This window comes from Micromonospora pisi, from assembly GCF_003633685.1.
GTDB classification, from domain to species: domain Bacteria; phylum Actinomycetota; class Actinomycetes; order Mycobacteriales; family Micromonosporaceae; genus Micromonospora_G; species Micromonospora_G pisi.
Genome location: NZ_RBKT01000001.1, coordinates 275603 through 300813, shown reverse-complemented (window position 1 = coordinate 300813; position 25211 = coordinate 275603). Strand labels below are relative to the sequence as shown.

Below are 25211 nucleotides of genomic sequence, written 5' to 3'. Positions count from 1 at the left end.
AGTTGGTTAGTGCGATGTCGGCCCGACGTCCAGGTTGTCTAACTCGTCAGACGAGAGAGGGATATCGGGTGAGAGTCCTCGTTACCGGCGGCGCCGGCTTTATCGGCGCCAACACCTGTCGCGAATTGGTTGATAGGCCGGAAATCGGACAGGTGATCGCGCTGGACGACCTGAGCACCGGCTTCGCGGCCAACCTGGACGATCTGCCGGTCAGGCTCGTCACCGGCTCGATCCTGGACCGGGCCCTGCTCGCAGAGTTGATCGACGGGGTCGACGCCGTCATCCACCTGGCCGCACGGCCGTCGGTGCCCCGCTCGCTCGCCGACCCGGTGGCCAGTCACGAGGCGAACGCCACCGGCACGCTCTACCTGCTGGAGGCGTGCCGGCGGGCCGGGACCTACCTGGTCGCCGCCTCCTCCTCCTCGGTCTACGGCTCCGTGGCCGAGCTGCCCAAGCACGAGGACCTCGCCACCCGCCCGATGAGCCCGTACGCGGCCAGCAAGCTCGCCGCCGAGGCCCAGGTGCTGGCGTACCACTCGGCGTTCGGCGTACCGACGCTGGCGCTGCGATTCTTCAACGTCTACGGGCCGATGCAGTCGGTCGGGCACGCGTACGCCGCGGTCATCCCGGCCTTCGTCGACGCCGCCCTGCGCGGGGAGCCGTTGACCGTGCACGGCGACGGGGCACAGAGCCGCGACTTCACCTACGTCGGCACCGTTGCCCAGGTGCTCGCGGACGCGGTCGTACACCGGATCACCTCGACCGTGCCGGTGAATCTCGCGTACGGCAACCGGGTGTCACTGCTGACCCTGATCGGCAAGCTCGCCACCCTGATCGGGCATCCGGTCGAGGTTGAACACACCCCCGCCCGGATCGGCGACGTCCGGGAGTCGCAGGCGGACTCCACCCGGCTCACCGCCCTGTTCCCCGAGGTCCGACCGGTGCCGCTGGACGACGGCCTGGCCCAGACCGTGCGGTGGTACCAGGGTCTGTTCAGGTATGCCGAGGACGCGACCTCGGAGCCGGTCGCGGAGACGGAGCCGGCCCACGCGGTCGGCTAGCCCGTGGCCCGGCGTCGCCACCGCTGTCGCACCCCGGCGCTAGGCTGCCGCGGTGGCCGAGACGATCGAGGGCGAGACGTTCCGTAACGAGGACTGGTATGGCGACGAGGTCACCGACCGCACCTACCAGGGGTGCACCTTCCTGCACGTCGACCTGACCGAGGCGACGACTCGGGGCGCCGTGTTCCAGGACTGCACCTTCGGCAACGTGAAGTTCAACGCTTCCCGGCACCACGACTCGGCGTTTCTCCGGTGCACCTTCACCCGCTGCAACTTCTTCGAGGCCGAGTTCACCGGCTGCAAGCTGGTCGGCAGCACCTTCGCACAGTCCGCGCTGCGCCCGTTGCGGGTGGTCGGCGGCGACTGGTCGTTTGTCGGGCTGCCCGGCGCCGACCTGCGGGGGGTGACGGTCAACAGCGTCCGGATGCGGGAGGTCGACCTCACCTCGGCCAACTGCGCCGAGGCCGCCCTGGTCGACGTCGACCTCTCCGGCGCGCAGTTGCACGGTGTCAACCTCGTCCGCTGCGACCTGCGCGGCAGTGACCTGACCGGGCTCGACCCGAGCACCGCCCAACTGGGCGGTGCGATCATCGACCCGGCCCAGGCGGTGGTGATCGCACAGGCCCTCGGCCTGGTGATCCGCTGACCGCCGTCCGCACGTGTGAGTCGACGCCGCTCGGCGTGATCTGATCCGCTCCGGCCAGAGCCGGCCGGGTCAGAGGCGCTCGACCACGCGCCCGGTGCACCGGTTGCGACTGTCGAAGACGTACTTCGCGGACCGGCCGATCATCTCGTAGTCCAGCCCGTCGTGATCGGTCACGATCAGCACCGCGTCGGCCGCGTCCACCTCCGCCTCGGTCAGGTCCACCACGGTCACCCCGGTCGGGATGTGGTGCGCCTCCGCGTACGGCTCGACCGCGCGTACGTCCGCGCCGAGCGCGCGCAGCCGGGCGGCCACCTCCACGGCGGGGGAGTCCCGCATGTCGGCGGTGTTCTTCTTGTAGGCGAGCCCGATCAGCAGCAACCGGGCGCCGTTGATGGTCCGGCCCTGCTTGTTGAGGCCGACCATGAGCCGCTGGACCACGTGTTGTGGCATCTCGTGGTTGATGTCGTTGGCCAGCTCGATGAACCGGAACTGCCGCCCCAGCGTCCGTTTGACCTGCCAGGAGAGGTAGCAGGGGTCGATCGGCAGGCAGTGCCCGCCGACCCCGGGACCGGGCTTGAACGGCATGAAGCCGAACGGTTTCGTGGACGCCGCGTCGATCGCCTGCCAGACGTCGACGCCGAGTTCGCTGGCGCACATCGTCAGCTCGTTGATCAGCGCGATGTTGACCTGGCGGAAGGTGTTCTCGATGAGTTTGGTCAGCTCGGCCACCCGGGTCGAGTCGACCGCGACCGTCTGTTCCACGATCCGCCGGTAGAAGCCGTCCACCCGGGCGAGCGCGGTCGCGTCCACCCCGGAGACCACCTTCGGTGTGTTCTCCAGTCGCCAGGTGGGGTTGCCCGGGTCGATCCGCTCCGGGCTGTAGCCGAGGTGGAAGTCGCCCGGACTCTGTAGCCCGGTGGCCTCTTCGAGCAGTGGGCGCAGCAGCTCCTCGGTCGTGCCCGGGTAGGTGGTCGACTCCAGGACGACCGTGCAGCCGGGCCGGACGTACGGGGCGATCGAGCTGCCGGCGTGTTCCACGTAGCTGAGGTCGGGAGCGCCGTCGCGCAGCGGTGTCGGCACGCTGATCACGCAGACGTCGAAGTCCTTGGCGTCGCCGTAGTCGCTGGTGGGCCGGTACCGGCCGGTGGCGAGCGCGGCGGTCAGCCGGGCGGTGGTGATGTCCTCGATGAAGGACTCCCCGGCGCCGAGGCGTTTGATCCGGCTGTCGTCCAGATCGAGTCCGACGACGTCGAGGCCGGCCTCGACCGCGCGGATCGCCAATGGCAAGCCGACATATCCCTGTCCAATGACAACCAGCTTTTCAACGCTCATGTGGGGCTCCTAGGGCATGTAACCAGGTAACCCGCACTTTAGGGCGACTTATGGCGGCACAAGTGTGAAACGGGATTAATAACCTTTCAGTGCTGGAACAGGGGTGATCGGGCTCCTTGTTCGCCCGCTGCCGCCCCCGACTGTGCCGGGGCGTCGGGGGTGGCGGGCGGGTCCTCGCTCGCCGGTGGCTCCGGGGTCCCCTGCTCCGGCGTCGTGCTCGGCGGTGCGGCACTGGTCGTCGTCGTGCTGGGCCGTGCGCTCGGCGTCGAGCCAGCCGACGGGGCGGCGGAAGCGGTGGCGCCCGGGCCCGGCCGGGTGGCGGGAGCGGAGCCCTCGGAGGTACGCGCCGGTGTCGAGGTCCTTTCCTCACCCGCCTCGTCGTCGCCTCCGTCGGACCCGGCAGCGGGGGCACCGGAGGGCACCGGGGTGACCGGCTGGTCCCGGCCCGGTTTACCGCCGTCGCCCAGCCCGAAGCCGAGTACGCCCACCAGCGCGCCGGTGACGAGCAGGGTGCCGGCCCCGGCCAGCAGGAGCGCGCGTATCCGCGACGGGCGACGTACCGCCGGTCCACCGGGCCCGGCCGGCCGGCCCGGCGACACGACCGGCAGTTCGGGCGACGTTCCCGGCCGGATCCCAGCGCTCTGCCCGCCCTCGACACCCGCGTGCCCCATGGGGGCGGCCTCGGCGGCCGGGGATCCCGCGACACCGGCCAGCGCGATCGTGGCGGTGGCGACCCCGGGGGCAAGCGTGGTCAGGATGGCCTCGGCCTCCTCCGCGAGCGCGGCGGCGTCCGGCTGGCGGTCGCCGGGTGCCTTCGCCAACGCCCGACTGATCAGTGCCGCCACGGGTGCGGGCAGCTCCGCCGGCGGGACCGGTGGCTCGTCGTGCAGGTGCTTGATCGCCACCTCCACCGGCGTCTTGCCCGAGTACGGCGGCTCCCCGGCAAGGCAGTGGTACGCCACCGCGCCGAGGGCGTAGATGTCGGTCTCCGCCGACACCGGCCGCCCTGCGGCCTGCTCCGGAGCCATGTACAGGGCGGTGCCCGGCACCGCGTTGGTGCTGGTGATCCGGGCCATCTCCGACGACCGGGCCACCCCGAAGTCGACCAGGACCACGGTTCCGTCGGGCTGGATCAGCAGGTTGCCCGGCTTCACGTCCCGGTGCACGATTCCGGCCTGGTGCGCGGCGTGCAGGGCACGTGCCACCTGCGCCACCATCGACATGGTCTGCGTGACGCCCAGCCGGCCGGACCGCTCGATCCGCTGCGCGAGCGGTTCGCCGGCGACGTACTCCATGACCAGGTAGTCGGCCCGGGTGTCAGCGGTGAGCTGCTCCTCCCCACAGTCGTAGACCTGCACGATGCCGGGATGGTGCAGAGCGGCCATCATCCGGGCCTCGGCCCGGAACCGGGTGATGAAGCCGGGGTCGGTGACCAGCCCCGGCAACAGCACCTTCACCGCCACCTGGCGTCCGAGCAGGAGGTCGGTACCACGCCAGACATCGCCCATCCCGCCGGTGGCGAGGCGCGCGTCGAGTCGGTAGCGGTCACTGAGGAGGACACCGGGGGCCAGCACGCCTCACTCCGTACCCAACTGCCAGTCAAGCCACTCCCGTTGATCCAGATTGTGAGTTTGATTCGTTCCGGAGGGCGGTGTTTGTCTGGTAGACACGAAGAGGTGGTACTCCCGACAACCCGACCGGCCAGGGTCGGATTGTCTGACGACGGGCATGGGTAGATCCAGGCGGTCGAAAGAGGGGAGATCGATGTCGTGATACCGGCCGACCTCGATACGCCGGTGGTCCTGCGCGAGCTGTCCGACGCGGAGGGTTACCTGGCGAAGATCTGTTTCAAGACCGGTCCACCGATGCTCAGCGGCGTCGAACTTGAATGGACCGTCCACGACCGCGACGACCCCACACAGCCGGTATCTTCGGACCGGTTACGGGATGCCCTCGGACCACACGCACCATCCACTCTCGACCCGGCCGGCGCCCAGTCGCCGTTGCCGGGTCACGGCACCGTCAGTGTCGAGCCCGGCGGGCAGGTCGAGATCTCCTCCGCCCCGCACCGCTCGCTGCGCGCCCTGTGCGCCCACACCGATGCCGACATCGAACAGCTCAGTCAGCTTCTCGGCGCCGCCGGTCTGACCCTCGGGACCAGCGGTATCGACCCGCACCGCCCGCCCCGCCCCGCGGTCGAGACGCCCCGCTACCGCGCGATGCGGGCAGCCTTCGACCGGCGCGGTCCGGCCGGCCGGACCATGATGTACAGCACCGCCGGACTCCAGGTCTGCGTCGACGCCGGCACCCCGGAGCGGTTCGGTGCCCGCTGGGACGCGGTCCACGCGCTCGGCCCACCGATGCTCGCGGCCTTCGCCACGGCGCGGCACCACGCCGGCATCGACACCGGCTGGGCATCGGCCCGAATGGCCACCTGGTTCGCCATCGACCCGGCCCGGACCAGGCCGGCCTGGAGGTCGACCGGCGCCGGCGCCGACCCGGTCAACGTCTGGTCGGCGTACGCGCTGGGCGCGCCGCTGCTCTGCGTACGACGTCCGGACGGCGACTGGCGGGCACCGGCCGGGATCACCTTCCGCGACTGGATCGGGGGCGCCCTGCCCGAGCCGCCGACCGTGGACGATCTCGAATACCACCTCAGCACCCTCTTCCCACCGGTACGGGCGCGCGGCTACCTGGAGGTCCGCTACCTCGACGCGCAACCGCCCGGTGAATGGATCGCCCCGGTCGGCGTGCTCGCCGCGCTGCTCGGCGACGACTCCGCCCTGAACCTCGCCCGGGAGGCGTGTGAACCGGTGCTCGACCAGTGGGACGTCGCCGCCCGCCACGGTCTGGCCGACCCGACGTTGGCCGGGGCGGCTGCCGCCGTACTGCGGGTGGCGCTGGCGGCGCTGGACCGGACCGACCTGGAGCCGGCGACCCGCGACGACATCACCCACATCGTGCAGCGGCGACTGGCCGCCGCGGACAGGAGTACGTCATGACGGCACCGGGATCGGACCAGGATCTCCGGCTACGGATCGCCGGTGAGCTGGAGCGGGCCAGGTCCCGCAGCACGTTGCTCACCGAGGTGGTCGACGAGACCGAACTGATGCGCCAGCACTCGCCGATCATGTCGCCGCTGGTCTGGGATCTGGCCCACGTCGGCAACCAGGAGGAGCTGTGGCTGGTCCGTGACGTCGGCGGTCGGGAACCGGTCCGGCGTGACATCGACGACCTGTACGACGCGTTCAAGCAGCCGCGCAAGGACCGCCCGGCGCTGCCGCTGCTCCGCCCGGACGAGGCACGTGGATACCTGACCACGGTGCGGAGCAAGGTGCTGGACCTGCTCGACGGGATCCGGTTCGACGGCAGCCGGCTGGTGGCGGAGGGCTTCGCCTTCGGGATGATCGTCCAGCACGAACAGCAGCACGACGAGACGATGCTCGCCACCCACCAGTTGCGGGTCGGGCCGGCGGCCCTCTCCGCGCCGCCGCCGCCGGCCGCCGCCGTATCCGTCTCCGGCGAGGTACGGGTGCCCGGTAGTCGGTTCACCGTGGGCACGTCGACCGACCCGTGGGCGCTGGACAACGAGCGGCCGGCGCACGTGGTCGACGTACCGGAGTTCTTCATCGACGCCGCGCCGGTGACCAACCGTGAGTATCTGGCGTTCATGGCCGACGGCGGCTACGACGACGAGCGCTGGTGGAGCGGACCGGGCTGGGACCACCGACGGGAGGCGGGACTGACCGCGCCGCTGCACTGGCGGCACGACGGGGTGGAGTGGGGGTACGTCCGGTTCGGCCGGTACGCACCGCTGATCATGGAGGAACCGGTGGTGCACGTCTGCTTCTACGAGGCCGAGGCGTACGCGGCCTGGGCCGGCAAGCGGCTGCCGACCGAGGTGGAGTGGGAGAAGGCGGCGCGCTGGGACCCGTCCACCGGGCGCTCCCGGCGCTACCCGTGGGGCGACGCCGATCCGACCCCGGAGCACGCCAATCTGGGCCAGCGGCACCTGGCGCCGGCGCCGGTCGGTGCCTATCCGACCGGGGCGTCGCCGCTCGGCGTGCACCAGTTGATCGGTGACGTGTGGGAGTGGACGTCGAGTGGGTTCGAGGGATACCCGGGGTTCGTCGCCTTCCCGTACCAGGAGTATTCCGAGGTCTTCTTCGGCAACTCGTACCGGATGCTGCGTGGGGGCTCGTTCGGCACCGACCGGTCCGCCTGCCGGGGTACGTTCCGCAACTGGGACCTGCCGATCCGGCGCCAGATCTTCAGCGGGTTCCGCTGCGCCCGTGATCCCCGGCCGGAGGAGACCGGCGCGTGAGTCGTACGCGCGCACCCGGCCGACCCGCGACCAGCACGGCGGTACGGTGATGTGCCGGCACCTGGTCTACCTCGGACCGCCGGTGCCGCTGGCGGCGCTGCTCTTCGACCCGCCGCACGGGCTGGTCCACCAGTCCTGGGCGCCGAGGGAGATGCGTGGCGGCGGCACGGTCAACGCCGACGGCTTCGGCGTCGCCTGGTATCCGGCGACCGCGACCGGTTCCGACTCCGGGTGGCAGACCGACTCCGGTTCCGGCTCCGCTCCGGGCACGGGGGCGGGCACCGGCGAGCCGGCGCGGTACCGGCGGGCGATCCCGATCTGGGCGGACGCCGCCCTGCCGGCGCTGGCCGCGTCGACCCGATCCGGTGCGGTGCTGGCCGCGGTCCGGTCCGCCACCGTCGGCATGCCGGTGGTGGAGACCGCCGCCGCCCCCTTCAGCGACGGGCGGTGGCTGTTCAGCCACAACGGGATGGTGCCCGGATGGCCGGACACCCTCGTCGGGCTCGCCGCCGAGCTGCCGACCCGGGACCTGCTCACGCTCGACGCGCCCACCGACGCGGCACTGCTCTGGGCGCTGGTCCGGCAACGGCTGCGATCGGGCACGTCACCGGAGCGGGCGGTCGCCGAGACCGTACGCGCGGTCGCCGACGCCGCGCCCGGGGCACGGCTCAACCTGCTGCTCACCGACGGCCGTACGGCGGTCGCCTCCGCGGCGGGACACGCGCTCTCCGTACGGGCCGGCGCCGGTTCGACGCTGATCTGTTCCGAACCGCTCGACGACGACCCGGCGTGGGCCGGCGTACCCGACGGCCACCTGGTCGTCGCCACCATCGACGACGTACACCTGCGACCGATAGGAGAGTTGGTGTGAGCGCGGATCCGTTGGAGATCTACCTGGAGGAGCGGGACCTGGCCCGGGCGTTGCGCGAGGACGTCCGTACCGGGCTGACCGCGCGACCGAAGTGGCTGCCGCCGAAGTGGTTCTACGACGCCCGGGGCAGCGAGCTGTTCGAGGAGATCACCCGACTGCCGGAGTACTACCCGACCCGGACCGAACGGGCCATCCTGGCCGCGCACGCCGACGAGATCGCCGCGCTCACCGACGCGAAGACGCTGATCGAACTCGGTTCGGGATCGTCGGAGAAGACCCGGCTGCTGCTGGACGCGTTCACCCGGCACGGCGGGCTCGGCACCTTCGTGCCGTTGGACGTCTCGATCAGCGCACTGCGCCAGTCCACCGCCGAGATCGCCGCCGCGTATCCGGGGTTGCGGGTGCGGGGCATCGTCGGCGACTTCACCCATCAACTGGACCGGCTGCCGACCGGGGGCAGCCGGCTGGTGGCCTTCCTGGGCGGGACGATCGGCAACCTGCTGCCCGCCGAGCGCGCGGACTTCCTGCGGGGGATGCGTACGGCGCTGGAGGCCGGCGACTGGCTGCTGCTCGGGGTCGACCTGGTGAAGGATCCGGCTCGGCTGGTGCCGGCGTACGACGACTCCGCCGGGGTCACCGCCGAGTTCAACCGGAACGTGCTCGAAGTGGTCAACCGTGAGCTGGGGGCGGATTTCGACCCGTCCGCGTTCGAGCACGTGGCGCTCTGGGACCCGGAGCGGGAGTGGATCGAGATGCGGCTGCGAGCGTGCCGTCCCAGCCGGGTGCGGGTGCTCGACCTCGAGGTGGACTTCGCCGAGGGGGAGGAGATGCGTACCGAGGTTTCCGCGAAGTTCCGCCCGGCGGGGATAGCGGCGGAGCTGGCCGGCGCCGATTTCCTGGTCCGTTGCTGCTGGAGCGACGAGGAGAACCTCTTCGCGGTGCTGCTCGCCCAGGCCGGCTGAGCCTGGCACCGGGCCGCGCGCACCTCGGCCGGCACCGCTCGGAGTCGTCGCCGTGCCGCCGGGGCGGGGTACTTGTCTCCGCCCGGCGGCACGGTGCCGGGCGGCGTCGGCTAGGCTCGGCGACGCGAAGGGGAGTAGCTCCCAACGTCGTGGTCGACATACTGGTGCGTACGCGTACCCGGCCACGCGGCCTCACTGCGGTGGGGCGGGCGAGACCTTCGACCAGGCTGTCAAGCCGGGTCGAGGTCGCTGGCGCCCTGGACCCGGTCCCGACCGGGAGGGTGTTTGTGGAAGGTTTCCTCGTTGCTCTGGTGGTCAGCTTCGGCGTGATCTTCGTCGCCGAGTTGGGCGACAAGTCGCAGCTGATCGCGCTGACGTTCGCCACCAGGTTCAAACCGGTGCCGGTGCTCATCGGCATCACGATCGCGACCGCGCTGGTGCATCTGGCTTCGGTGGCGATCGGTTACGGCCTCGGCGCGACGCTGCCGACCGGCTGGATCGCGCTCGGCGCGGGCGTGGCGTTTCTCGGTTTCGGCGCGTGGACGTTGCGCGGCGACACGCTGACCGAGGAGGAGCGGGCCAAGGCGGAGCGGACGAACAAGTCGGCCGTCCTCGCCGTGGCGGTCGCGTTCTTCGTCGCCGAGTTGGGCGACAAGACCATGCTCGCCACGATCACCCTGGCCACCCAGCACGGCTGGGTCGGCACCTGGGTGGGTTCGACGATCGGCATGGTCGCGGCGGACGCGCTGGCCATCCTGGTCGGGCGGATGCTCGGCCGTCGGCTGCCGGAAAAGGTGATCAAGTACGGCGCCGCCGCGCTCTTCGCCATCTCCGGTCTCTGGCTGCTCCTCGACGGGGTGCAGCAACTGACCTGAGTCGTGCGGCCGGCCTCCGGTTCGCGCGGGCCGGCGCCTACTCGGTCCGTCCCGGGGTAACCGCCGCCGGGGCACGCCGGTTCCGACCGTGCGGGCCAGGTGGCGGATGCCCAGGGGCGGGCCGAGGGAGCTGAGGTGTCCAAGGAGCTGCTGCGCGACTTCGCCGACGTGCTGGTCACGGCGGTGGAGGCGATCGGCGCCGTGGTGATCTTCATCGGGGCGGTCTGGGCGGCGGTACGGTTCGTGGTGCTGGGAGTGGGCCGCCGTACCGCCGCCGTCTTCACCCCGGTCCGGCTCTCACTGGGGCGTTTCCTCACCCTCGGCCTGGAGTTCCAGCTCGCCGCGGACGTGCTCCGCACCGCGATCGCGCCGAGCTTCCAGCAGATCGGGCAGCTGGCGGCCATCGCGACCATTCGGACCGCGCTGAACTTCTTCCTCCGTCGTGAGATCGAGCAGGAACAGCGGCAGGTCACGGTGGACGGCGGGGCGCACGACGGCCCGTTGCCGTCGGGGCGTCAGGTGGACCCCACGCAGCCGGAGCGGTCATGATCCGTTCGACTCTGGTTGACCTGATCACCGCGTTCGCGCTCGTCACCGGGGTGGTGACGGTGCTGGCGGTACGGAACTGGCGGATCGCGTTGCGGCTGGTGCTGGATCTGCTGACCGCCGCCAGCCTGATCCGGCTGGCCGCGACCGAGCACTGGCGGGATCTCGCCACCGCCGCCACCATCGTGCTGCTGCGTACGGTCATCGGCGCACTCCTCTCCACCTCGGCCGCTCCGCGGCGGCGTGGCCCGACGGCGCGTCGTTCCTCGGGACGACCGGACTCCGCCGTGGGGTAAAGCCCGGTTTGCCAGTCCCCGGTCTCCGTCGTGCCTACCGTGAGTGGTGTTCGGGCCGGCTCCGGCCCGGCCCACGGTTCGGTCGCGCCCGAGCGACCGGTCGGCGGAGAGGGAGAGGGGGTCGACCGATGAGCAGGGAACAGCCCGGTGACGGGGCTCGACACGACGAGCCCAACGACTACGGCTTCGCCGGTGACCCCACGGCGCCGCAACCGGAGCGGGCGAACCGCCCCGACGAACTGGACGAGGCTGAGCAGGTGGCGGTGCCTGGGGACGATCTGACCGAGGGGCTGAGTGAGTCCCTCGAGGAGGAACGCCTGCGGGAGTGGGAGCGGCAGCACCCGGATCCGGAGGGGAAGCGCGCGTAGCGCTCGCGTGCCCGGGCTCCGGCTCCGGCTCCGGGCTCCGGGCTCCGGGTGACAACGGTGGTTCAAACGGTGCGGTGCACCGGGACGCGGCAAGACGGTCGCGTCCCGGTGCGCCGCACCGTCGTTGAGCCGATGTACGAGAGGTCGCGGGCAATATCCGCTGGGTTGCGCTGAATCCACGCAGAAGTGCCGTTCGGTCCTCTACATTTTGTTCGGCCATGAATGCAGCTGATATGGATCTTTTTCGTGCTGTGTGACCTTCAGTACGCACTCAGCAGCCTTCGTGCCGGATCAACCGTTAATGTCCGCAGATAGGGAGGTCTGGCCTGATGGATCTGCGTACCCACCTTTCCGTTGTGCGTCAACGCTGGTGGCTCGTACTGGCGACGGTCATGGTCGGGCTCGGCGCCGCCGGGCTCGTCACGGTGCGAACCGAACCGCTGTACACCTCGTCGGTGACGTTCTTCGTGACCACGCAGAGCCAGGGCGTGACCGACGCCTACCAGGGCGGGCTCTTCCTCCAGCAACGGGTGAAGTCCTACGCCGACCTGCTCACCAGCGATCGGCTCGCCCAGAGCGTCGTGGCCGACCAGCCGGTCGGCCTCACCGCCGACGAGGTACGGGGGCGGATCGCCGCCCGGGTGGAGGCGAACACCGTCCTGCTCCGGGCCACTGTCACCGACAGCGACCAGGCTCGTTCACTACGGCTCACCGAGGCGGTCGCGGCCCACTTCGTCGCGCTGGTCCAGCGGCTCGAGACGCCGCCGGGCGCGCAGGAGCCGCCGGTCAAGATCGAGACGGTGAGCGGCCCACGGGTCAGCGCCGATCCGGTCTCGCCCCGCCCGGGCCGTAATCTCGCCGTCGGCGGTCTGCTCGGTCTGCTCCTCGGCATCGCGCTCTGCGTACTGCGGGGGCTGATCGACACCACCGTCCGCGACGGTTCCACCCTGCAACAGCTCACCGGCAGCCCGCTGCTGGGACAGATTCCCTGGGATGTCGAGGCGCTCAGCTCGCCGTTGATCGTCGGCACCGCGTCCCAGTCGGCGCGGGCGGAGGCGTTACGCAAGCTCCGTACCAACCTGCGCTTCGTCGACGTGCACGAGTCGGCCCGGGTGATCGCGGTCACCAGTTCGGTGCAGGGGGAGGGGAAGTCGACGCTCTCCTGCAACCTGGCCATCTCGCTCGCCGAGGCGGGCTGGCAGGTGCTCCTCGTCGACGCCGACCTGCGCCGCCCGAAGATCGCGCAGTACCTCGGGCTGGAGTCCGGGATCGGGCTGACCGATGTACTCATCGGCGAGGTGGATGTCGCCGACGTGGTCCAGCCGTGGGGGGACAAGTCGCTGCTCGTACTTCCCGGTGGGTCGATGCCACCGAACCCGAGCGAGCTGCTCGGGTCCAAGGGCATGGCGGACCTGCTGCGTGCGCTGCGCGAATCGGCCGACATCGTCATCGTCGACACCGCGCCGCTGTTGGCGGTGACCGACGCCGCGGTCGTCGCGGTGCAGACCGACGGGGTGCTGCTGGCCACCCGGCACGGCAAGACGACCCGGGCCCAGGTGGCGACCGCGACCGAGGCGCTGGAGGCGGTGTCGGCGCGGGTGCTCGGCTGCGTGTTGAACATGGCCAAGGTCGCCCGGTCCGACAATCACCAGTACGAGATGTACCGGACCATGGTCTCCGCCCCGCCCCCGCCCCCGGCGTCAACGGCGCCCGCGCAGTCGGCGCAGGAGGTCGACTGGCCGGGTGGACAACTCGGGTCGGTGGGGTACATCGACGACGAGCTGACCCCGCGACGGGACGACCCGAGGATGATCGACTCGACGCCGACCCAGGAACTCACCCGGATACCGCGATGAGCCCCACGGCCGGGCGCAACGCCCGCTCGATCTCGCGTACGCAGCGGCGGAACTCGTCGAGCGGGTGGCCCACCGGGTCGGTCAGGTCGTCGTCCTCGGGTTGGGCGGGTGGCTGCAGACCGGCTCGGGCGCGGCTGGCGGCGGCCACCGCCCGCTCCAGCCGTCCCGCCGGGTCGCGTTGACCGTCCGGCGCCGGCCACCCCTGGTCGATGGCGGCGCTGGCGAGTCGGGCGAACTGGCGCATGGTGAAGGTACGCCGCAGCACCGAGGGGGCGAGCGCGACACAGGTGCTCCGTTGGGACCGGGTCGCGGTGAGGATCAGGCCGGCGGTACGGAGCTGGTCGGCGTGGAGCGGCCGGCTGCGGAACAACTCCGGGTCGGTACCCCGTTCGGCGGTGAGCCGGGCGGCGTGCGGGTGCATCGGATAGCCGGGCACCGCGTGCGTGCCCGCACTCGACACCGGCACGCCCGGCGCCTCCTCCCGGAGCTGCTGGAACAGCAGTTCCCGGGCGAGGTACTCGGCCATCGGGGACCGGCAGAGGTTCGCGTGGCACACCATGAGCACCCCGCTGGACATGTCTCCTCCTCGCTGCTCCGGCCGATCCGGTGGCCGGTAGCCCATTGGGATGCAACGAGCGGGTGGTTCACGCGATGCGTGTGCGGCGGGCCCGATTTCCGTACAGCCTTCGGTGATTGTGAGCTTTCTTCGCGACTCGCCGTTTATGAGCCATAAAAGGGGCTGTACTCCCGCGAAACATCTAATGCGCGTGCTATAGAGATCTGTAGCAATTAAATCCTTATGTTCGTTTTGCCCAAGATGTGGAGTGTGTTGGCGTGACACAGGGCGGAACCGCCCCGACCCAGGGCTCGCGACACCGGTCCCACCGGTCCCGGTCACGAGCCCGGATGCGTCGCCGTGCCCTGATCACGGTCCTCGTGGTCAGTTGCCTGCTCTTCCTCGGCGTCGGCTGGCTCGGGTTACGCGGCTGGCAGGCCCGGGGGCACCTGCTCAGCGCTGCCGGCCTGGCCCGCGAACTCGGGCAGCAGGTGCTAGCCGGTGACTCCGAGCAGGCGCAACGCACCCTCTCCGCGCTTCAGACGCAGGCCAGCGCGGCCCGTTCGGCCACCGGGGACCCGACCTGGTGGGCCGCCGGCCACGCACCGTACGGCGGCGACGACCTGAGCGCCGTACGGAACGTGGCCGTCGCCGTCGACGACCTCGCCCGGCACGCCTTCCCCGCACTGCTCCGGCTCGACCTCGCGACCCTGGTTCCCAAGGCGGGTCAGCTCGACCTCGCCCGACTGCAGGCCGCCGCACCCGAACTCAGCACCGCTGACACGGCCGTGCGCCAGGCCAGCGCCCGGGTCGACGCGATCGCGGGCGAGGGCCTCCAGAAGCCGGTTCGGGAGGCGGTGGAGCAGCTCAGCGGCGAACTGGACCGGCTCGGCGCCCTCACCGCCACGGCCCGTCACGGCGCCGTCCTGCTCCCGCCGCTGCTCGGCACCACCGGCCCCCGCACCTATCTGGTCGCCTTCCAGAACCTCGCCGAACCCCGGTCCACCGGCGGCATCTTCGGCGCGTACGCCGTGGTCCAGACCGAAAACGGCAAAGTGAAGATCCTCAAGCAGGGCGCCGCCTCCGAACTGGGCGCATTCGACCAGCCGGTGACCAAGCTCGACGACAACATGAAGGCGCTCTACACGGAGCTGCCCGGCATCTACCCGGCCGACGTGAACCTGACCCCGCACTTCCCGACCGCCGCCGCGCTCTTCCGCGAGATGTACAAGCGCCGGACCGGCACGGTCGTCGACGGGGTGCTCGCCACCGACCCGGTCACCCTCTCCTACCTGCTCCAGGCGATCGGGCCGGTGCCCGTACCGAAGCACCCCACGCTCACCTCGGAGAGCGCGGTGAAGACCCTGCTGTCGGACGCGTACCAGCGGATCCAGAAGCCACGTGACCAGGACAAGTACTTCGCCTCCGCCGCGATGTCGGTCTTCGACGCGCTGCTCACCCGCACGGTCGACCCACGCAGCCTGCTGGAGGCGCTGGAGCGAGCCGTCACCGAGCGTCGGATCCTGTTCTGGAGCGCCCGAGCGGACGAACAGGACGACCTGGCCGACACCCGGCTCGCCGGGGTGATGCCGGAGCGGGAGACCGTGCCGACGGTCGGCGTCTTCCTCAACGACGGCACCGGGTCGAAGCTCGGCTACTACCTCACCCGCGCCGCGGAGCTCACCGTCGGGGACTGTCGCCCGGACGGTCGACGCGAACTCAAGCTGCGGCTCAGCCTCGGCTCGACCGCGCCCAGCAAGGGGCTCAGCAAATCGGTGCTGGGACTGCAACTGCCCGGTGACCCGTACCGCAACCGGCTGGTGGCGTACGTCTTCACCCCGGTCGGCGGCCTGCCGGTGAACGCCCGGCTCGACGGTGCCGTCGCCCCGATCAATGTCGGTACGGAACGTGGCCGCAAGGTCGGCGTTCTCAGCCTCGACATTCCCCCCGGCAAGACCCGGGAACTGGAGGTCAACCTTTTGACCCCGGTCACCCGGACCGGCGCGGCCGACCTCTGGCTGACGCCGGGTGCCACGCCATGGACCACCCGTGTCAATCCTGCAACCACGTGTGAACAGTAAAAAGAGAGGAATCATCATGCGGCTCACCCGCATCGTCGCCTCGGCCATGGCGGCACTCGTCACGGCCGGCGCGCTTGCCACCATGACATCCAGCCCGGCGGCCGCCCAACCACAACCGCCCTACCCACCTCAGCCACCTGTGCTGACTCTGAGTGACTCCACCGTTGTGGTGGGCACCGACGTCACCCTGTTCGGCCGGTTCTACGGGCCGAACGAGGTCGTCAACATCGTGTTCACACCGCAGGCCGTGGCGGCCGGTGCGGCCGAGCGGGCCTCGGTCCGCCAGGACACCGGCGCGACCATCGCCATGGTGCCGGTCGCGTACCCGCCGTCGGGGCCGCCGGCGCTCACCGCGGTGACCAACGCCGCTGGCGAGTTCCAGCTCACCTTCCGGGCGGACTGGAAGGGCACCTGGCTGATCACGGCCACCGGTCAGGAATCCGGGCTGAGCGCGACAACCGTGCTGACCGTCGTTCCCCGGCAGCTGCCGGTCACCGGTAGCTCGATGGGCACCCAGATCGGCGTCGGTGCCGGCCTGCTCGCTCTCGGTGTGTTGCTGGTCATGCTGACCGTCGTCCGGCGCCGCCGTGGCGGTGTCCGCGTCGGAACAGCCTGATCCGGTGTCCGCGGGAAGATGGCCGTTGTCCCGCGGTGAGGTAATCGCAGGAGCGCCGGTCGGACGGGTTCACGCCCGTCCGGCCGGCGCTCGCTTTCCGCTCTCCGTGACCACCCTCGGTAGTTTCCCTCAGCCACCCCGGTAGCGATCTTTGCTCTCCCGCCCGGCCCGGTCTACCGTGCGCTGGTGCGGATCAGCGTGGACGAGGGCCCGGTAGCAGGGGGAACGGGCACCTCAGAGCAGCAACACACCTCCTCGCTGGCCTCCGCGCGGGAGGTGCTGGCGCTACGGGCGTTCCGCCGGTTGTGGATCGTGACCGGTCTGTGCAGCTCAGGTGACTGGCTGGCCCTCTCCGGGCTCGCCGCACTGGCCAGCACCCTGGCCACCAGCGCCGCCGGGGTGAACTTCGCGTTCAGCAGCGTGCTCTTCGCCAATCTGCTGCCCGGTCTGCTCTTCGCGCCGATCGCCGGCCTGGTCGCCGACCGGTTCGACCGGCGTACGGTGATGGCCGTCGCGGACGTGGCCCGCTGCGCGCTGCTGCTCTCGATCGCGGTGGTGAACACCTACTGGTGGATCCTCGTCGGCGGCTTCCTCATCCAGGTCGCCACCACCATGTGGATTCCGTCGAAGGACGCCGCGCTGCCCCGCCTGCTGCGCCGGCCGGACCAGGTCGCCCCGGCGGCCCAGCTCGGTCTGGCCATGACGTACGGCGTCGCGATCGCGGTCGGCGGCGGGCTCTTCACCCTGATCACCGGTGCCGGAACGGTCTTCGACATCCCTGCCGACGTGATCGGCATGAACGGGCTGACCCGGCTCGCCATCGTCGTCGCCGCACTCTTCTACCTGGCCAGCGCCGTCTCGATCGCGACCGCCCTGCCCGAGCTGTCCCGACCCGCCGCGCCGCTCGGCGCCCGGGGGGCGGACGGCGAACGCGAGCCCGGCGACGTCTCGCTCGGCGTCACGCCGTCGTCCGGCACCGCGGGCAGCCCCACCGGACCTGGCCAGGGTCTGGGGGCGATGCTGCGGGACAGCGTCGGTTACGTACGGGGCACACCGGTCGTCCGTGGCCTGCTGGTCGGCATGATGGGCGCGCTCGCGGCCGGTGGTGTGGTGGTCGGTTCGGCCCAGCCGTACGCGCTGAGCCTGCTCGGTGGTCAGGCCGCCTGGGGACTGCTGCTCCTGGCCACCTTCCTCGGGTTGGCGATCGGCCTGCTCGGGGCGCCCAGACTGGCCCGGCGGCTGTCGCACGAGCGGTTGTTCGGCCTGGCGGTCGTCTGCGCCGGGGGCGCGCTCGTCCTGGTGGCGCTCTCCCCGCACCTGGCCGTGTCGCTGCCGGCCGTGGTGGCGGCGGGTGCCAGCGCCGGATCGGCGTTCCTCACCGGTGTCACGATCATCGGTGCCAGCGTGGAGGACTCGATGCGCGGCCGGGTCAACGCGCTCTACCAGTCGATGCTGAAGGTCGTGCTGGGGTGTTCGGTGGTGCTGACGCCGGTGCTGGTGACGTTGATCGGGCAGCGCCCGGTGACTCTGTGGGGCGGGCATTTCCTCATCGACGGCACTCGGCCGGTGATTCTCTGCGGTGGTCTGCTCGCCGCTGCGGCGGGTCTGGTCGCGTACCGGCAGATGCGCGGGGGGACCGATCAGTCAGAAACGGCCCCATGACCGGAAGGCCGGCCCCGGAATGGTGTCCAGGGCCAGCCTGATCGTGTTCTCCGGTCACCGGTCGCGCGAATGACGGGCGTCCAGGTCGATGCGATTTATAGACGCCGCCGGGGCCCGCCGAAATGGTCGGCGGGCCCCGTTGTCGCTGTTGGTCAGGAGGCCCGGGTTTCGATGCTCAGACCCCAGAGCGGGGTGACCAGCGGAATCGAGCCGAACCACGACCGGGTGCCGCCGCTGCTGCCGTGGCAGCCGGTGTCACTGCGGCTGTGGATGCCGTACGCGACCCGGTAGGTCGCCGAGCTGAGCCAGTACCAGCCGCCGCCGCTGTCGCCGCCGCAGGCGTCGAAGCCGTCCACCCGGACCATGCCGAGCACCGCCGCGTCGCTGGTGCTGCCGATGGTGCCGCAGTAGTTCGGGCCGTTGATCTCGGTGAAGTTCGCCGAGAGGCAGACCGTCTCGCCGACCAGCAGGTAACCGGTGGTCGGGGCGACGTAGTTCAGGGCGACGCTGTGGTTGGCGTTCTCGGCGTAGATCTCGCCGCCGGAGTCGTACTGGAACCAGCTGTTGTCGACCCGGATGATGCCGGCGTCGATCGCCCCGGACTGGAGCGAGTTCGTCATCGGTCCGATGCTCTGCGCGCCGGTGCTCCAGGTGCCGCCGCCGCTGTTGCAGTGCCCGGCGGTGTAGACGAAGCGTTGGGCGCTCGCGTTGCGGGCGGTGAAGCCGACCGAGCAGGTGCCGCTGCCGTTGTACTTGAGCACGGCACCGGCGCGGACGGTCCAGTCGCAGTCCAGCCGCGAGGTGCAGCCGGCGTCCGCCTCGGTCTGGATGTTCGGGTCGGCGACGACCGACACCCCGGCGGGTGCGGCAGTCCGGGCGGTGGAGAGCGTGCCGGCCGGCACGGCCACCACCACACTGTTGGTCTTGACGTCGATGCCGACCTGGCCCTTCGCCGCCTTGGCGAGGCCGTCGGTGCCGGCCCGCAGGGCTGCGGCCTGCTGTTCGAGCTGGGCCCAGCTACGGCTGACCACGTGCGTCTCGGCGCGGATGCCGAGGTCCTTGGCGGCCTTCGCCGCGGCGGAGGCGGCGGCGGGGGTGGTGGCCGACAGGTGCATCAGCCCGGTCGGCGGGTCGAACCACGCTCCGCCGTAGGTGGCGGTGTCGGCGGCGACCCGCTCGTACACCTTCTTGCGGTCCATCTGCTGGGCGAACGCCGCGCGTGCCGCCGCCGCCGACATCTGCGGGTACGACGACTGGTAGGCGCGGACGGCTGCGGCGACCGCGCCGGTGTCGGCGGCCGGCGCGGACTTCGCCTCGCGTGCTCCGGCCGGCGCGGCGAACGCCACCCCGGCGAGCAGGACCGCGCTGGCCGCGATGGCCAGCAGGCGGATTGGCCTGGTGTTCATGGATGTATCCTCCCCACAATCGGCCGGGCACTTACCCGACCGCGAACAGAATTCCACAGTCGTCGATGGAAAATTGCGTGACCGACGCATTGCTGACAGTGAATGTTCGTCGGTCCTGGTGGGGCTTTGTCGTGCGGTGTCGTACGCCTGTCAGGCGCCGGGGGAATCGTTCGATTTAGGGATGAGAAGTCCGGCCCTGGTGCGTGGTCAACGGAATGCCAAATGGATCTGAACAATGGGCTCGACGTGGCCGAATGACGTTTTGGCTGCTCTTTCCGCCGGTGCGTCCGAATTCTTCCCGCTGGTCCGCCCGGTCTCGTCCTGCCCCTGGTGATCCACCACACCCGCCGGCAGGCGTGAAAACTTCTCGCCTCGGGTAGTAGGCGCCCCGCGCCGCCGGTACGTGCGGCGCTGGTGAGAGAGAGGTGGCGGCGTGGACGGCGGCCTGAGACTCAACATGAACGCGCTGGACTACGCGATCCTGGCGCTCTACTTCGTCACGGTCCTCGGTGTGGGCCTCATGGCCCGCCGGGCGATCCGGACCAGCACCGACTTCTTCCTCTCCGGCCGCTCCCTGCCGGCCTGGGTGACCGGACTCGCCTTCGTCGCGGCGAACCTCGGTGCGCTGGAGATCATCGGCATGGCCGCCAACGGCGCCCAGTACGGCATGATGACCCTGCACTACTACTGGATCGGCGCCGTACCGGCGATGGTCTTTCTCGGCATCGTGATGATGCCCTTCTACTACGGCTCCAAGGTCCGTAGCGTGCCGGAGTACCTGCGGCTGCGCTTCAACCGGCCGACCCACCTGTTCAACGCGCTCAGCTTCGCCCTCGCCCAGGTACTGATCGCCGGGGTGAACCTCTACGCACTCGCCCTGGTCATGCAGGCGCTGCTCGGCTGGCCGCTCTGGCTCTCCATCGTGGTCGGCGCCGCCATCGTGCTGGCGTACATCACCGTCGGCGGGCTCACCTCGGCGATCTACAACGAGGTGCTCCAGTTCTTCGTGATCCTCGCCGGCCTGATTCCGATCACCGTCATCGGTCTGGTGAAGGTCGGCGGCGTGGACGGACTCTTCGACGCGGTCCGCTCCTCCGATCTGGGCGAGGCCGGCCTGCACACCTGGGCCGACACCGGCAGTTCGGCCAACCCGCTCGGCGCGAACTGGGTCGGCCTCGTCTTCGGCCTCGGCTTCGTCCTCTCCTTCGGTTACTGGACCACGAACTTCGCCGAGGTGCAGCGGGCACTCTCCGCGCGCAACATGAGCGCCGCCCGCCGTACGCCGATCATCGCCGCGTACCCGAAACTGCTCATCCCGGTCGTCACCGTGATTCCCGGGCTGATCGCCCTGGTCACCGTGCAGGGGCTCGGGGCGTCCAGCGGTGCCCTGCAGTACAACAACGCGATCCCGCTGTTGATGCGTGACCTGCTCCCCAACGGTGTGCTCGGGGTGGCGGTCACCGGCCTGCTCGCCTCCTTCATGGCCGGCATGGCGGCGAACGTCAGCGGCTTCAACACCGTCTTCACGTACGACATCTGGCAGTCGTACGTCCGCCGGGACCGCCCCGACGACTACTACCTGAGGGTCGGCCGGATCGCCACCGTCGCCGGGGTGATCGTCGGCATCGGTACGGCTTTCATCGCGGCCGGCTTCAGCAACATCATGAACTACATCCAGACGCTGTTCTCCCTGTTCAACGCCCCACTCTTCGCCACCTTCATCTTCGGCATGTTCTGGAAGCGCATGACCGCCTGGGCCGGTTTCTGGTCCCTGCTCGCCGGCACCGTCGGTTCGCTCGCCACGTACCTGCTCTACCTCGGTGGGGTGCTCGACTTCGGCTCCGACCTGGAGGAGAGCTTCTGGGGCGCCGGGGTCGCGTTTGTCATGGTGGCGGTCGTCGCGGTGCTGCTCACACCGCTCGGTCGGGCCAAGACCGACGATGACCTGCGGGGTCTGGTCTACGGCCTCGGCGGCGTCGACCTCAAGGGAGACGTGCTCGCCGGGGACGCGGCCTGGTACCGCTCGCCACTGCTGCTCGGCGGGGTCGCGCTGGCCCTGTCCGGCCTGCTCTACCTGCTTGTCCTCTGAAAGGGGTGCGCGTGATGACCGAGAACACCGAACCGAGCGCCGACACGCTGGACAGCACCGAGGCGGAGCGGCGGTCGGCCGCCGCCCGCCGGTTCGACCTGCGTCGGGTGATCGGCGGACTCTTCCTCGCGTACGGGCTGATCGTCACCGGGATCGGTCTTTTCGACTCCCGCGCCGAGATCGACAAGGCCCAGGGCGTACGGATCAACCTCTGGGCCGGGCTCGCCATGCTCCTCTTCGGCCTGGCCTTCCTGCTCTGGCAGTGGCTGCGCCCGGTCGAGACGGCCGACGTGTCGACCGCGCAGCGGCGGGGCGACGACGTCACCGGCGCGGCCGGGTAGGGCCGGGGCGGTGTCCGCCGCGCCGGAGTTGTCGTATTGGTCAGTGGTGATGGAGAGCTCTCGGGTTCGCGAATTCTGAAGCGCCGATAGGCGGGAACTGACGTGTCCACCCTCAGTATGACCACCGTTGAGCGCTCGGGTTCGCGAACTGGCGCGGCGGCTCGGACGGCGCGGCGAAGCTGGAGAGCCGGCGTTCGTTCGCCGTCTGCTCGAGGTGACGGCAGTGCGCAGATCGGATGCCGAGCCGAGTCACGGTGTCTTGTGCGCGATGGCGAGCCGGGTCCGGTACTGCTTGGTGATTGCTCCGCTGTAGACGTCGTCGATCAGGTGAGTGATGCACGCGAAGAGGCTGCTGCGTGCCTGCGGTGCCATGGCCCGATTGCCGGAGTAGGTCATGAGCAGGTTCAGATACTCAGGCGCCGTGTAGGTCTGTTGCCACTCGTAGCGCCGGAATTCGACTGGCCCGAATCGTGCCGATCGATGGAACTCTGCCGCCTCCTCGGGGGTCTCGTCATCGGTCGTCAGGCGCATGCCGGGCGGTGTTGTGGGGTCGAAACGTTCGTAGCATCGTTGTGCGTCGGCGAAGAAGGCGTTCGTCCCGCCGGCGATGTGGTGAGTCGAGACGATGCCGAGAGATCCGCCGGGCCGCAGCAGGTCAGCGGCTTTGATCATGCGCACGTCGGGGTCAAGCCAGTGGAACGCGGTCGCGGAGAGAACCGCGTCGAAGGTTCCGTCCGGGGGCTGCCAGTCCTCGAAGGCCGCCGCGACGACGGTGACATTCGGGAACTGTGCGAGGTTGCGTCGGGCGATGGCGGCCATGTCGGGGCTGAGGTCCATCGCGACGACATGGCATCCCAGTTGTGCCAGGGGCAGGGTCGCTTGGCCGGTGCCGCATCCGATCTCCAGCACCCGAGCGTGTGGACCGAGATCTGCGAGTGTGGCGAGGTCGGTGAACAGCTGGGGCGGATAGGTCGGACGGCATTGGTCGTAGAGTTCGGCGTCCTGGCCGAATGTGGTGCGCAGTATTTCTCGGTTGGTGTCGGTCATAGTTGCTGGTTATCCCTTCAAGTCGCGCGGGCCGGGCTGATGGAGCAGGCCGGGCAGGAGCGGACGCATCCCCGGCGTCCGGACGTGCTCAGGTGGTCTCTGCGGGACGCGCCGGAGTCCGTCGAGCACCGCCGTGTAGTTAACGGGTCCGGGAGAGTGTCGCAACGCCCGTCCCACCCGGCGAGCCCGTCCTCGGCCCTCGCTCCGGTTTGCCCGTTCGGCGGTCGGGTAGAGGTCGCGCGATGAGCGGGACCTGACCGGCGACGAGAGGATCGAGATGGCCCTTACCCGACGCAACTTCCTGGAGGCATCCGCCGTCACGGCGCTCGGACCACTGTGGCTGCCGACCGACCGGTCGGCACCACCTGACTTCCCGTCCGGCATCGAGGTGTACCGGGAGGCGTACCGCAACTGGGCCGGCGAGATCCAGGCCAGCAGCATGTGGACCTGTGTGCCACGCACGGCGGCAGACGTGGTGACGGTGACCAACTGGGCGTACGCGCAGGGCTACTGCGTACGCGCCCGTGGCTACCGGCACACCTGGGCGCCGCTCACCGTACCCGCCGGTGCCAGCGGCGCCGACCGGGTCATCCTGATGGACACCACCCGGCACCTGACCTCGATGACGGTCGTCTCGACCGCGCCGGCGGCGGTACGCGTGCAGACCGGTGCCTCGATGGAGAGCCTGCTCACCTTCCTGGAGGAACACGAACTCGGCGTCACCAACACCCCGGCGCCTGGCGAGCTGAGCGTGGGCGGCGTGCTCGCCATCAACGGGCACGGCACATCGGTGCCGGCGGACGGCGAGACCCGGACACCGGGGCACACCTACGGGTCGCTGAGCAACCTGATCCTCTCCCTCACCGCGGTGGTGTGGGACCCCGCGGCCGGCGGGTACGTCCTGCGGATCTTCGACCGTGCGGACCCCGCCTGTACGGCACTGCTGACCCACGTCGGCCGCGCGTTCGTCACCGAGGTGACGCTGCGGGTCGGCGCCAACCAGAACCTTCGCTGCGTGAGCACCGTCGACATTCCCGCGACGGAACTGTTCGCCCCGCCGGGCAGCGGGGCACGACGCACCCTCGCCAGCTTCGTGGCCGCCGCCGGACGGGTGGAGGCGATCTGGTTCGCCTTCACCTCCCACCCCTGGCTCAAGGTGTGGAGCGTCAGCCCACAGCGCCCGTTGACCTCCCGGCCGGTGGTCACGCCCTACAACTACGTCTTCTCCGACAACGTTCCGAGGCCGGTCGCCGAACTGGCCGAGCAGTTGCTGAACGGGGCGTGGGAACTGGCGCCCACCTTTGGGCGGGTGCAGTACACCACCGCCGTCACCGGGCTGACCGCCACCCTCGCCACCGACCTGTGGGGACCGTCGAAGAACCTGTTGCTCTACGTCAAGCCGACCACGCTGCGGGAGCACGCGAACGGCTACGCGGTGCACACCAGTCGCGGCTCGATTCAACGGGTGGTCAGCGAGTTCGCCAGCTTCTACCAACGGCAGCTCGCCGCCTACCAGGCGCGGGGCGAGTTCCCGGTGACCGGACAGGTTGAGATCCGGGTCGCCGGGCTCGACCGGGCTGCCGACGTCGGCGTACCCGGGGCGCGGCCACCGGCGCTGTCCGCGGCCCGGCCTCGGGCGGACCACCCAGACTGGGACGTGGTCGTCTGGTTCGACGTGCTCACCTTCCCCACCGCGCCCCGGGCCCACGAGTTCTACCGGGAGATGGAGCACTTCTTCTTCGCCAACTACACCGGCTCGTACGCCGGCTGCCGCGCCGAGTGGTCGAAGGGCTGGGGGTACAGCGGCACCGCCGCCTGGGTCGACCCGTCGATGCTGACCCGGATCGTGCCCGACTCCTACCGACAGGGGCCCGACCCGACCTGGGACCAGGCGGTCGCGGACCTCAACGCGTACGACCCGCACCGGGTGTTCAGCAACCCCTTCCTCGACCTGTTGCTGCCCAGCCCGGCCTGACCGGTGGCTTCACACGCCCTTGCCGGGCTGGGCGTGTCGTCGGGTCGACCGACGTCGTAGCAGCACTGTTGCGATGATGAGGGCGGCGACGATGCCGGGTCCACAGTGCACGGCGAGGACTCCGGCGAGACTCGGTCCGCCCCAGTCGTCGCGGTAGGTCGCCGGGTCGGACATGTCGATGACGAATGGCTCCAGCGCCGCCCGTACGATGAGATAGAGGCCGATGATCAGGCCGATGACTCCGAGAGCTCTCCTCATCACGCTGTGCCTTCCGGTGAGCCGCGTGTACGCGGACGCGGGT

The 25211-nt window shown here is 70.3% G+C and carries 23 protein-coding genes; 17 read left to right on the top strand and 6 right to left on the bottom strand.

Annotated features, from left to right (window positions below):
• Nucleotides 1-68 precede the first annotated feature (68 nt).
• Entirely contained in the window at nt 69-1061 is a 993-nt protein-coding gene (locus tag BDK92_RS01285) for an NAD-dependent epimerase/dehydratase family protein (protein WP_121153801.1), read from the top strand.
• A 52-nt stretch (nt 1062-1113) separates the two neighbouring features.
• Nucleotides 1114-1707: a pentapeptide repeat-containing protein gene (locus tag BDK92_RS01280; protein ID WP_121153799.1), complete on the top strand. Its 594-nt coding sequence runs from the start codon at nt 1114-1116 to the stop codon at nt 1705-1707.
• A gap of 69 nt (nt 1708-1776) precedes the next feature.
• Here the strand turns inward: BDK92_RS01280 and BDK92_RS01275 are convergent, their stop codons facing one another.
• Entirely contained in the window at nt 1777-3039 is a 1263-nt protein-coding gene (locus tag BDK92_RS01275; RefSeq protein WP_121153797.1) for a nucleotide sugar dehydrogenase, read from the bottom strand.
• Nucleotides 3040-3125: 86 nt separating this feature from the next.
• Nucleotides 3126-4613 (bottom strand): serine/threonine-protein kinase, encoded by a 1488-nt coding sequence (locus BDK92_RS01270; RefSeq protein WP_121153795.1) that lies wholly within the window; start codon nt 4611-4613, stop codon nt 3126-3128.
• A gap of 186 nt (nt 4614-4799) precedes the next feature.
• Here BDK92_RS01270 and egtA point away from each other — a divergent pair, with 186 nt between their 5' ends.
• The 9 genes from egtA to BDK92_RS01225 all read left to right on the top strand — a co-directional run bounded on the left by egtA (nt 4800) and on the right by BDK92_RS01225 (nt 13137).
• Entirely contained in the window at nt 4800-6041 is a 1242-nt protein-coding gene (gene egtA / locus BDK92_RS01265) for an ergothioneine biosynthesis glutamate--cysteine ligase EgtA (protein WP_121153793.1), read from the top strand.
• Nucleotides 6038-7363, top strand: coding sequence for an ergothioneine biosynthesis protein EgtB (egtB, locus tag BDK92_RS01260; protein WP_121153791.1), 1326 nt, complete (start codon nt 6038-6040; stop codon nt 7361-7363). The genes egtA and egtB overlap by 4 nt, the downstream gene beginning before the upstream one ends.
• Nucleotides 7364-7412: 49 nt before the next feature.
• Nucleotides 7413-8234, top strand: coding sequence for a class II glutamine amidotransferase domain-containing protein (locus BDK92_RS01255; RefSeq protein ID WP_121161463.1), 822 nt, complete (start codon nt 7413-7415; stop codon nt 8232-8234).
• Entirely contained in the window at nt 8231-9196 is a 966-nt protein-coding gene (gene egtD, locus BDK92_RS01250; protein WP_121153789.1) for an L-histidine N(alpha)-methyltransferase, read from the top strand. The genes BDK92_RS01255 and egtD overlap by 4 nt, the downstream gene beginning before the upstream one ends.
• A gap of 287 nt (nt 9197-9483) precedes the next feature.
• Nucleotides 9484-10071: a TMEM165/GDT1 family protein gene (locus tag BDK92_RS01245; protein WP_121153787.1), complete on the top strand. Its 588-nt coding sequence runs from the start codon at nt 9484-9486 to the stop codon at nt 10069-10071.
• Nucleotides 10072-10206: 135 nt separating this feature from the next.
• Nucleotides 10207-10620 (top strand): DUF1622 domain-containing protein, encoded by a 414-nt coding sequence (locus BDK92_RS01240; protein WP_121161461.1) that lies wholly within the window; start codon nt 10207-10209, stop codon nt 10618-10620.
• Complete coding sequence (locus BDK92_RS01235) at nt 10617-10913, top strand: DUF1622 domain-containing protein (protein WP_121153785.1); 297 nt, start codon at nt 10617-10619, stop codon at nt 10911-10913. The genes BDK92_RS01240 and BDK92_RS01235 overlap by 4 nt, the downstream gene beginning before the upstream one ends.
• 128 nt (nt 10914-11041) lie before the next feature.
• Complete coding sequence (locus BDK92_RS01230; protein ID WP_121153783.1) at nt 11042-11281, top strand: hypothetical protein; 240 nt, start codon at nt 11042-11044, stop codon at nt 11279-11281.
• A 329-nt stretch (nt 11282-11610) separates the two neighbouring features.
• Complete coding sequence (locus BDK92_RS01225) at nt 11611-13137, top strand: tyrosine-protein kinase domain-containing protein (protein ID WP_121153781.1); 1527 nt, start codon at nt 11611-11613, stop codon at nt 13135-13137.
• Here BDK92_RS01225 and BDK92_RS01220 read toward each other — a convergent pair.
• Nucleotides 13118-13714: an arsenate reductase/protein-tyrosine-phosphatase family protein gene (locus tag BDK92_RS01220; protein ID WP_121153779.1), complete on the bottom strand. Its 597-nt coding sequence runs from the start codon at nt 13712-13714 to the stop codon at nt 13118-13120. The two genes, BDK92_RS01225 and BDK92_RS01220, sit on opposite strands and share 20 nt — an antisense overlap.
• 329 nt (nt 13715-14043) lie before the next feature.
• Here BDK92_RS01220 and BDK92_RS01215 point away from each other — a divergent pair, with 329 nt between their 5' ends.
• The 3 genes from BDK92_RS01215 to BDK92_RS01205 all read left to right on the top strand — a co-directional run bounded on the left by BDK92_RS01215 (nt 14044) and on the right by BDK92_RS01205 (nt 18052).
• Complete coding sequence (locus BDK92_RS01215; RefSeq protein ID WP_121153777.1) at nt 14044-15774, top strand: DUF4012 domain-containing protein; 1731 nt, start codon at nt 14044-14046, stop codon at nt 15772-15774.
• A 16-nt stretch (nt 15775-15790) separates the two neighbouring features.
• A complete protein-coding gene (locus BDK92_RS01210) occupies nt 15791-16390 on the top strand; it encodes a hypothetical protein (protein WP_147456872.1) in 600 nt (199 codons plus the stop codon).
• 186 nt (nt 16391-16576) lie between these two features.
• Complete coding sequence (locus BDK92_RS01205) at nt 16577-18052, top strand: MFS transporter (protein WP_170208446.1); 1476 nt, start codon at nt 16577-16579, stop codon at nt 18050-18052.
• 152 nt (nt 18053-18204) lie between these two features.
• Here BDK92_RS01205 and BDK92_RS01200 read toward each other — a convergent pair whose 3' ends face one another.
• Complete coding sequence (locus tag BDK92_RS01200; RefSeq protein ID WP_121153771.1) at nt 18205-19458, bottom strand: S1 family peptidase; 1254 nt, start codon at nt 19456-19458, stop codon at nt 18205-18207.
• Nucleotides 19459-19915: 457 nt separating this feature from the next.
• Between BDK92_RS01200 and BDK92_RS01195 the strand changes: the two genes are divergently transcribed.
• Nucleotides 19916-21547, top strand: coding sequence for a sodium:solute symporter family protein (locus BDK92_RS01195; RefSeq protein ID WP_121161459.1), 1632 nt, complete (start codon nt 19916-19918; stop codon nt 21545-21547).
• A 14-nt stretch (nt 21548-21561) separates the two neighbouring features.
• Entirely contained in the window at nt 21562-21888 is a 327-nt protein-coding gene (locus tag BDK92_RS01190; RefSeq protein ID WP_121153770.1) for a hypothetical protein, read from the top strand.
• 249 nt (nt 21889-22137) lie between these two features.
• Here the strand turns inward: BDK92_RS01190 and BDK92_RS01185 are convergent, their stop codons facing one another.
• Entirely contained in the window at nt 22138-22935 is a 798-nt protein-coding gene (locus BDK92_RS01185) for a class I SAM-dependent methyltransferase (protein ID WP_121153768.1), read from the bottom strand.
• A gap of 277 nt (nt 22936-23212) precedes the next feature.
• On the opposite strand from BDK92_RS01185, the gene BDK92_RS01180 reads away from it, so the two are divergent.
• Nucleotides 23213-24910, top strand: a complete 1698-nt coding sequence (locus tag BDK92_RS01180) for a cholesterol oxidase substrate-binding domain-containing protein (RefSeq protein WP_121153766.1) — start codon at nt 23213-23215, stop codon at nt 24908-24910.
• Between the two features lie 9 nt (nt 24911-24919).
• On the opposite strand, the gene BDK92_RS01175 is transcribed toward BDK92_RS01180, so the two are convergent.
• Nucleotides 24920-25168 (bottom strand): CGP-CTERM sorting domain-containing protein, encoded by a 249-nt coding sequence (locus BDK92_RS01175; RefSeq protein ID WP_211349002.1) that lies wholly within the window; start codon nt 25166-25168, stop codon nt 24920-24922.
• Between the last annotated feature and the right edge of the window lie 43 nt (nt 25169-25211).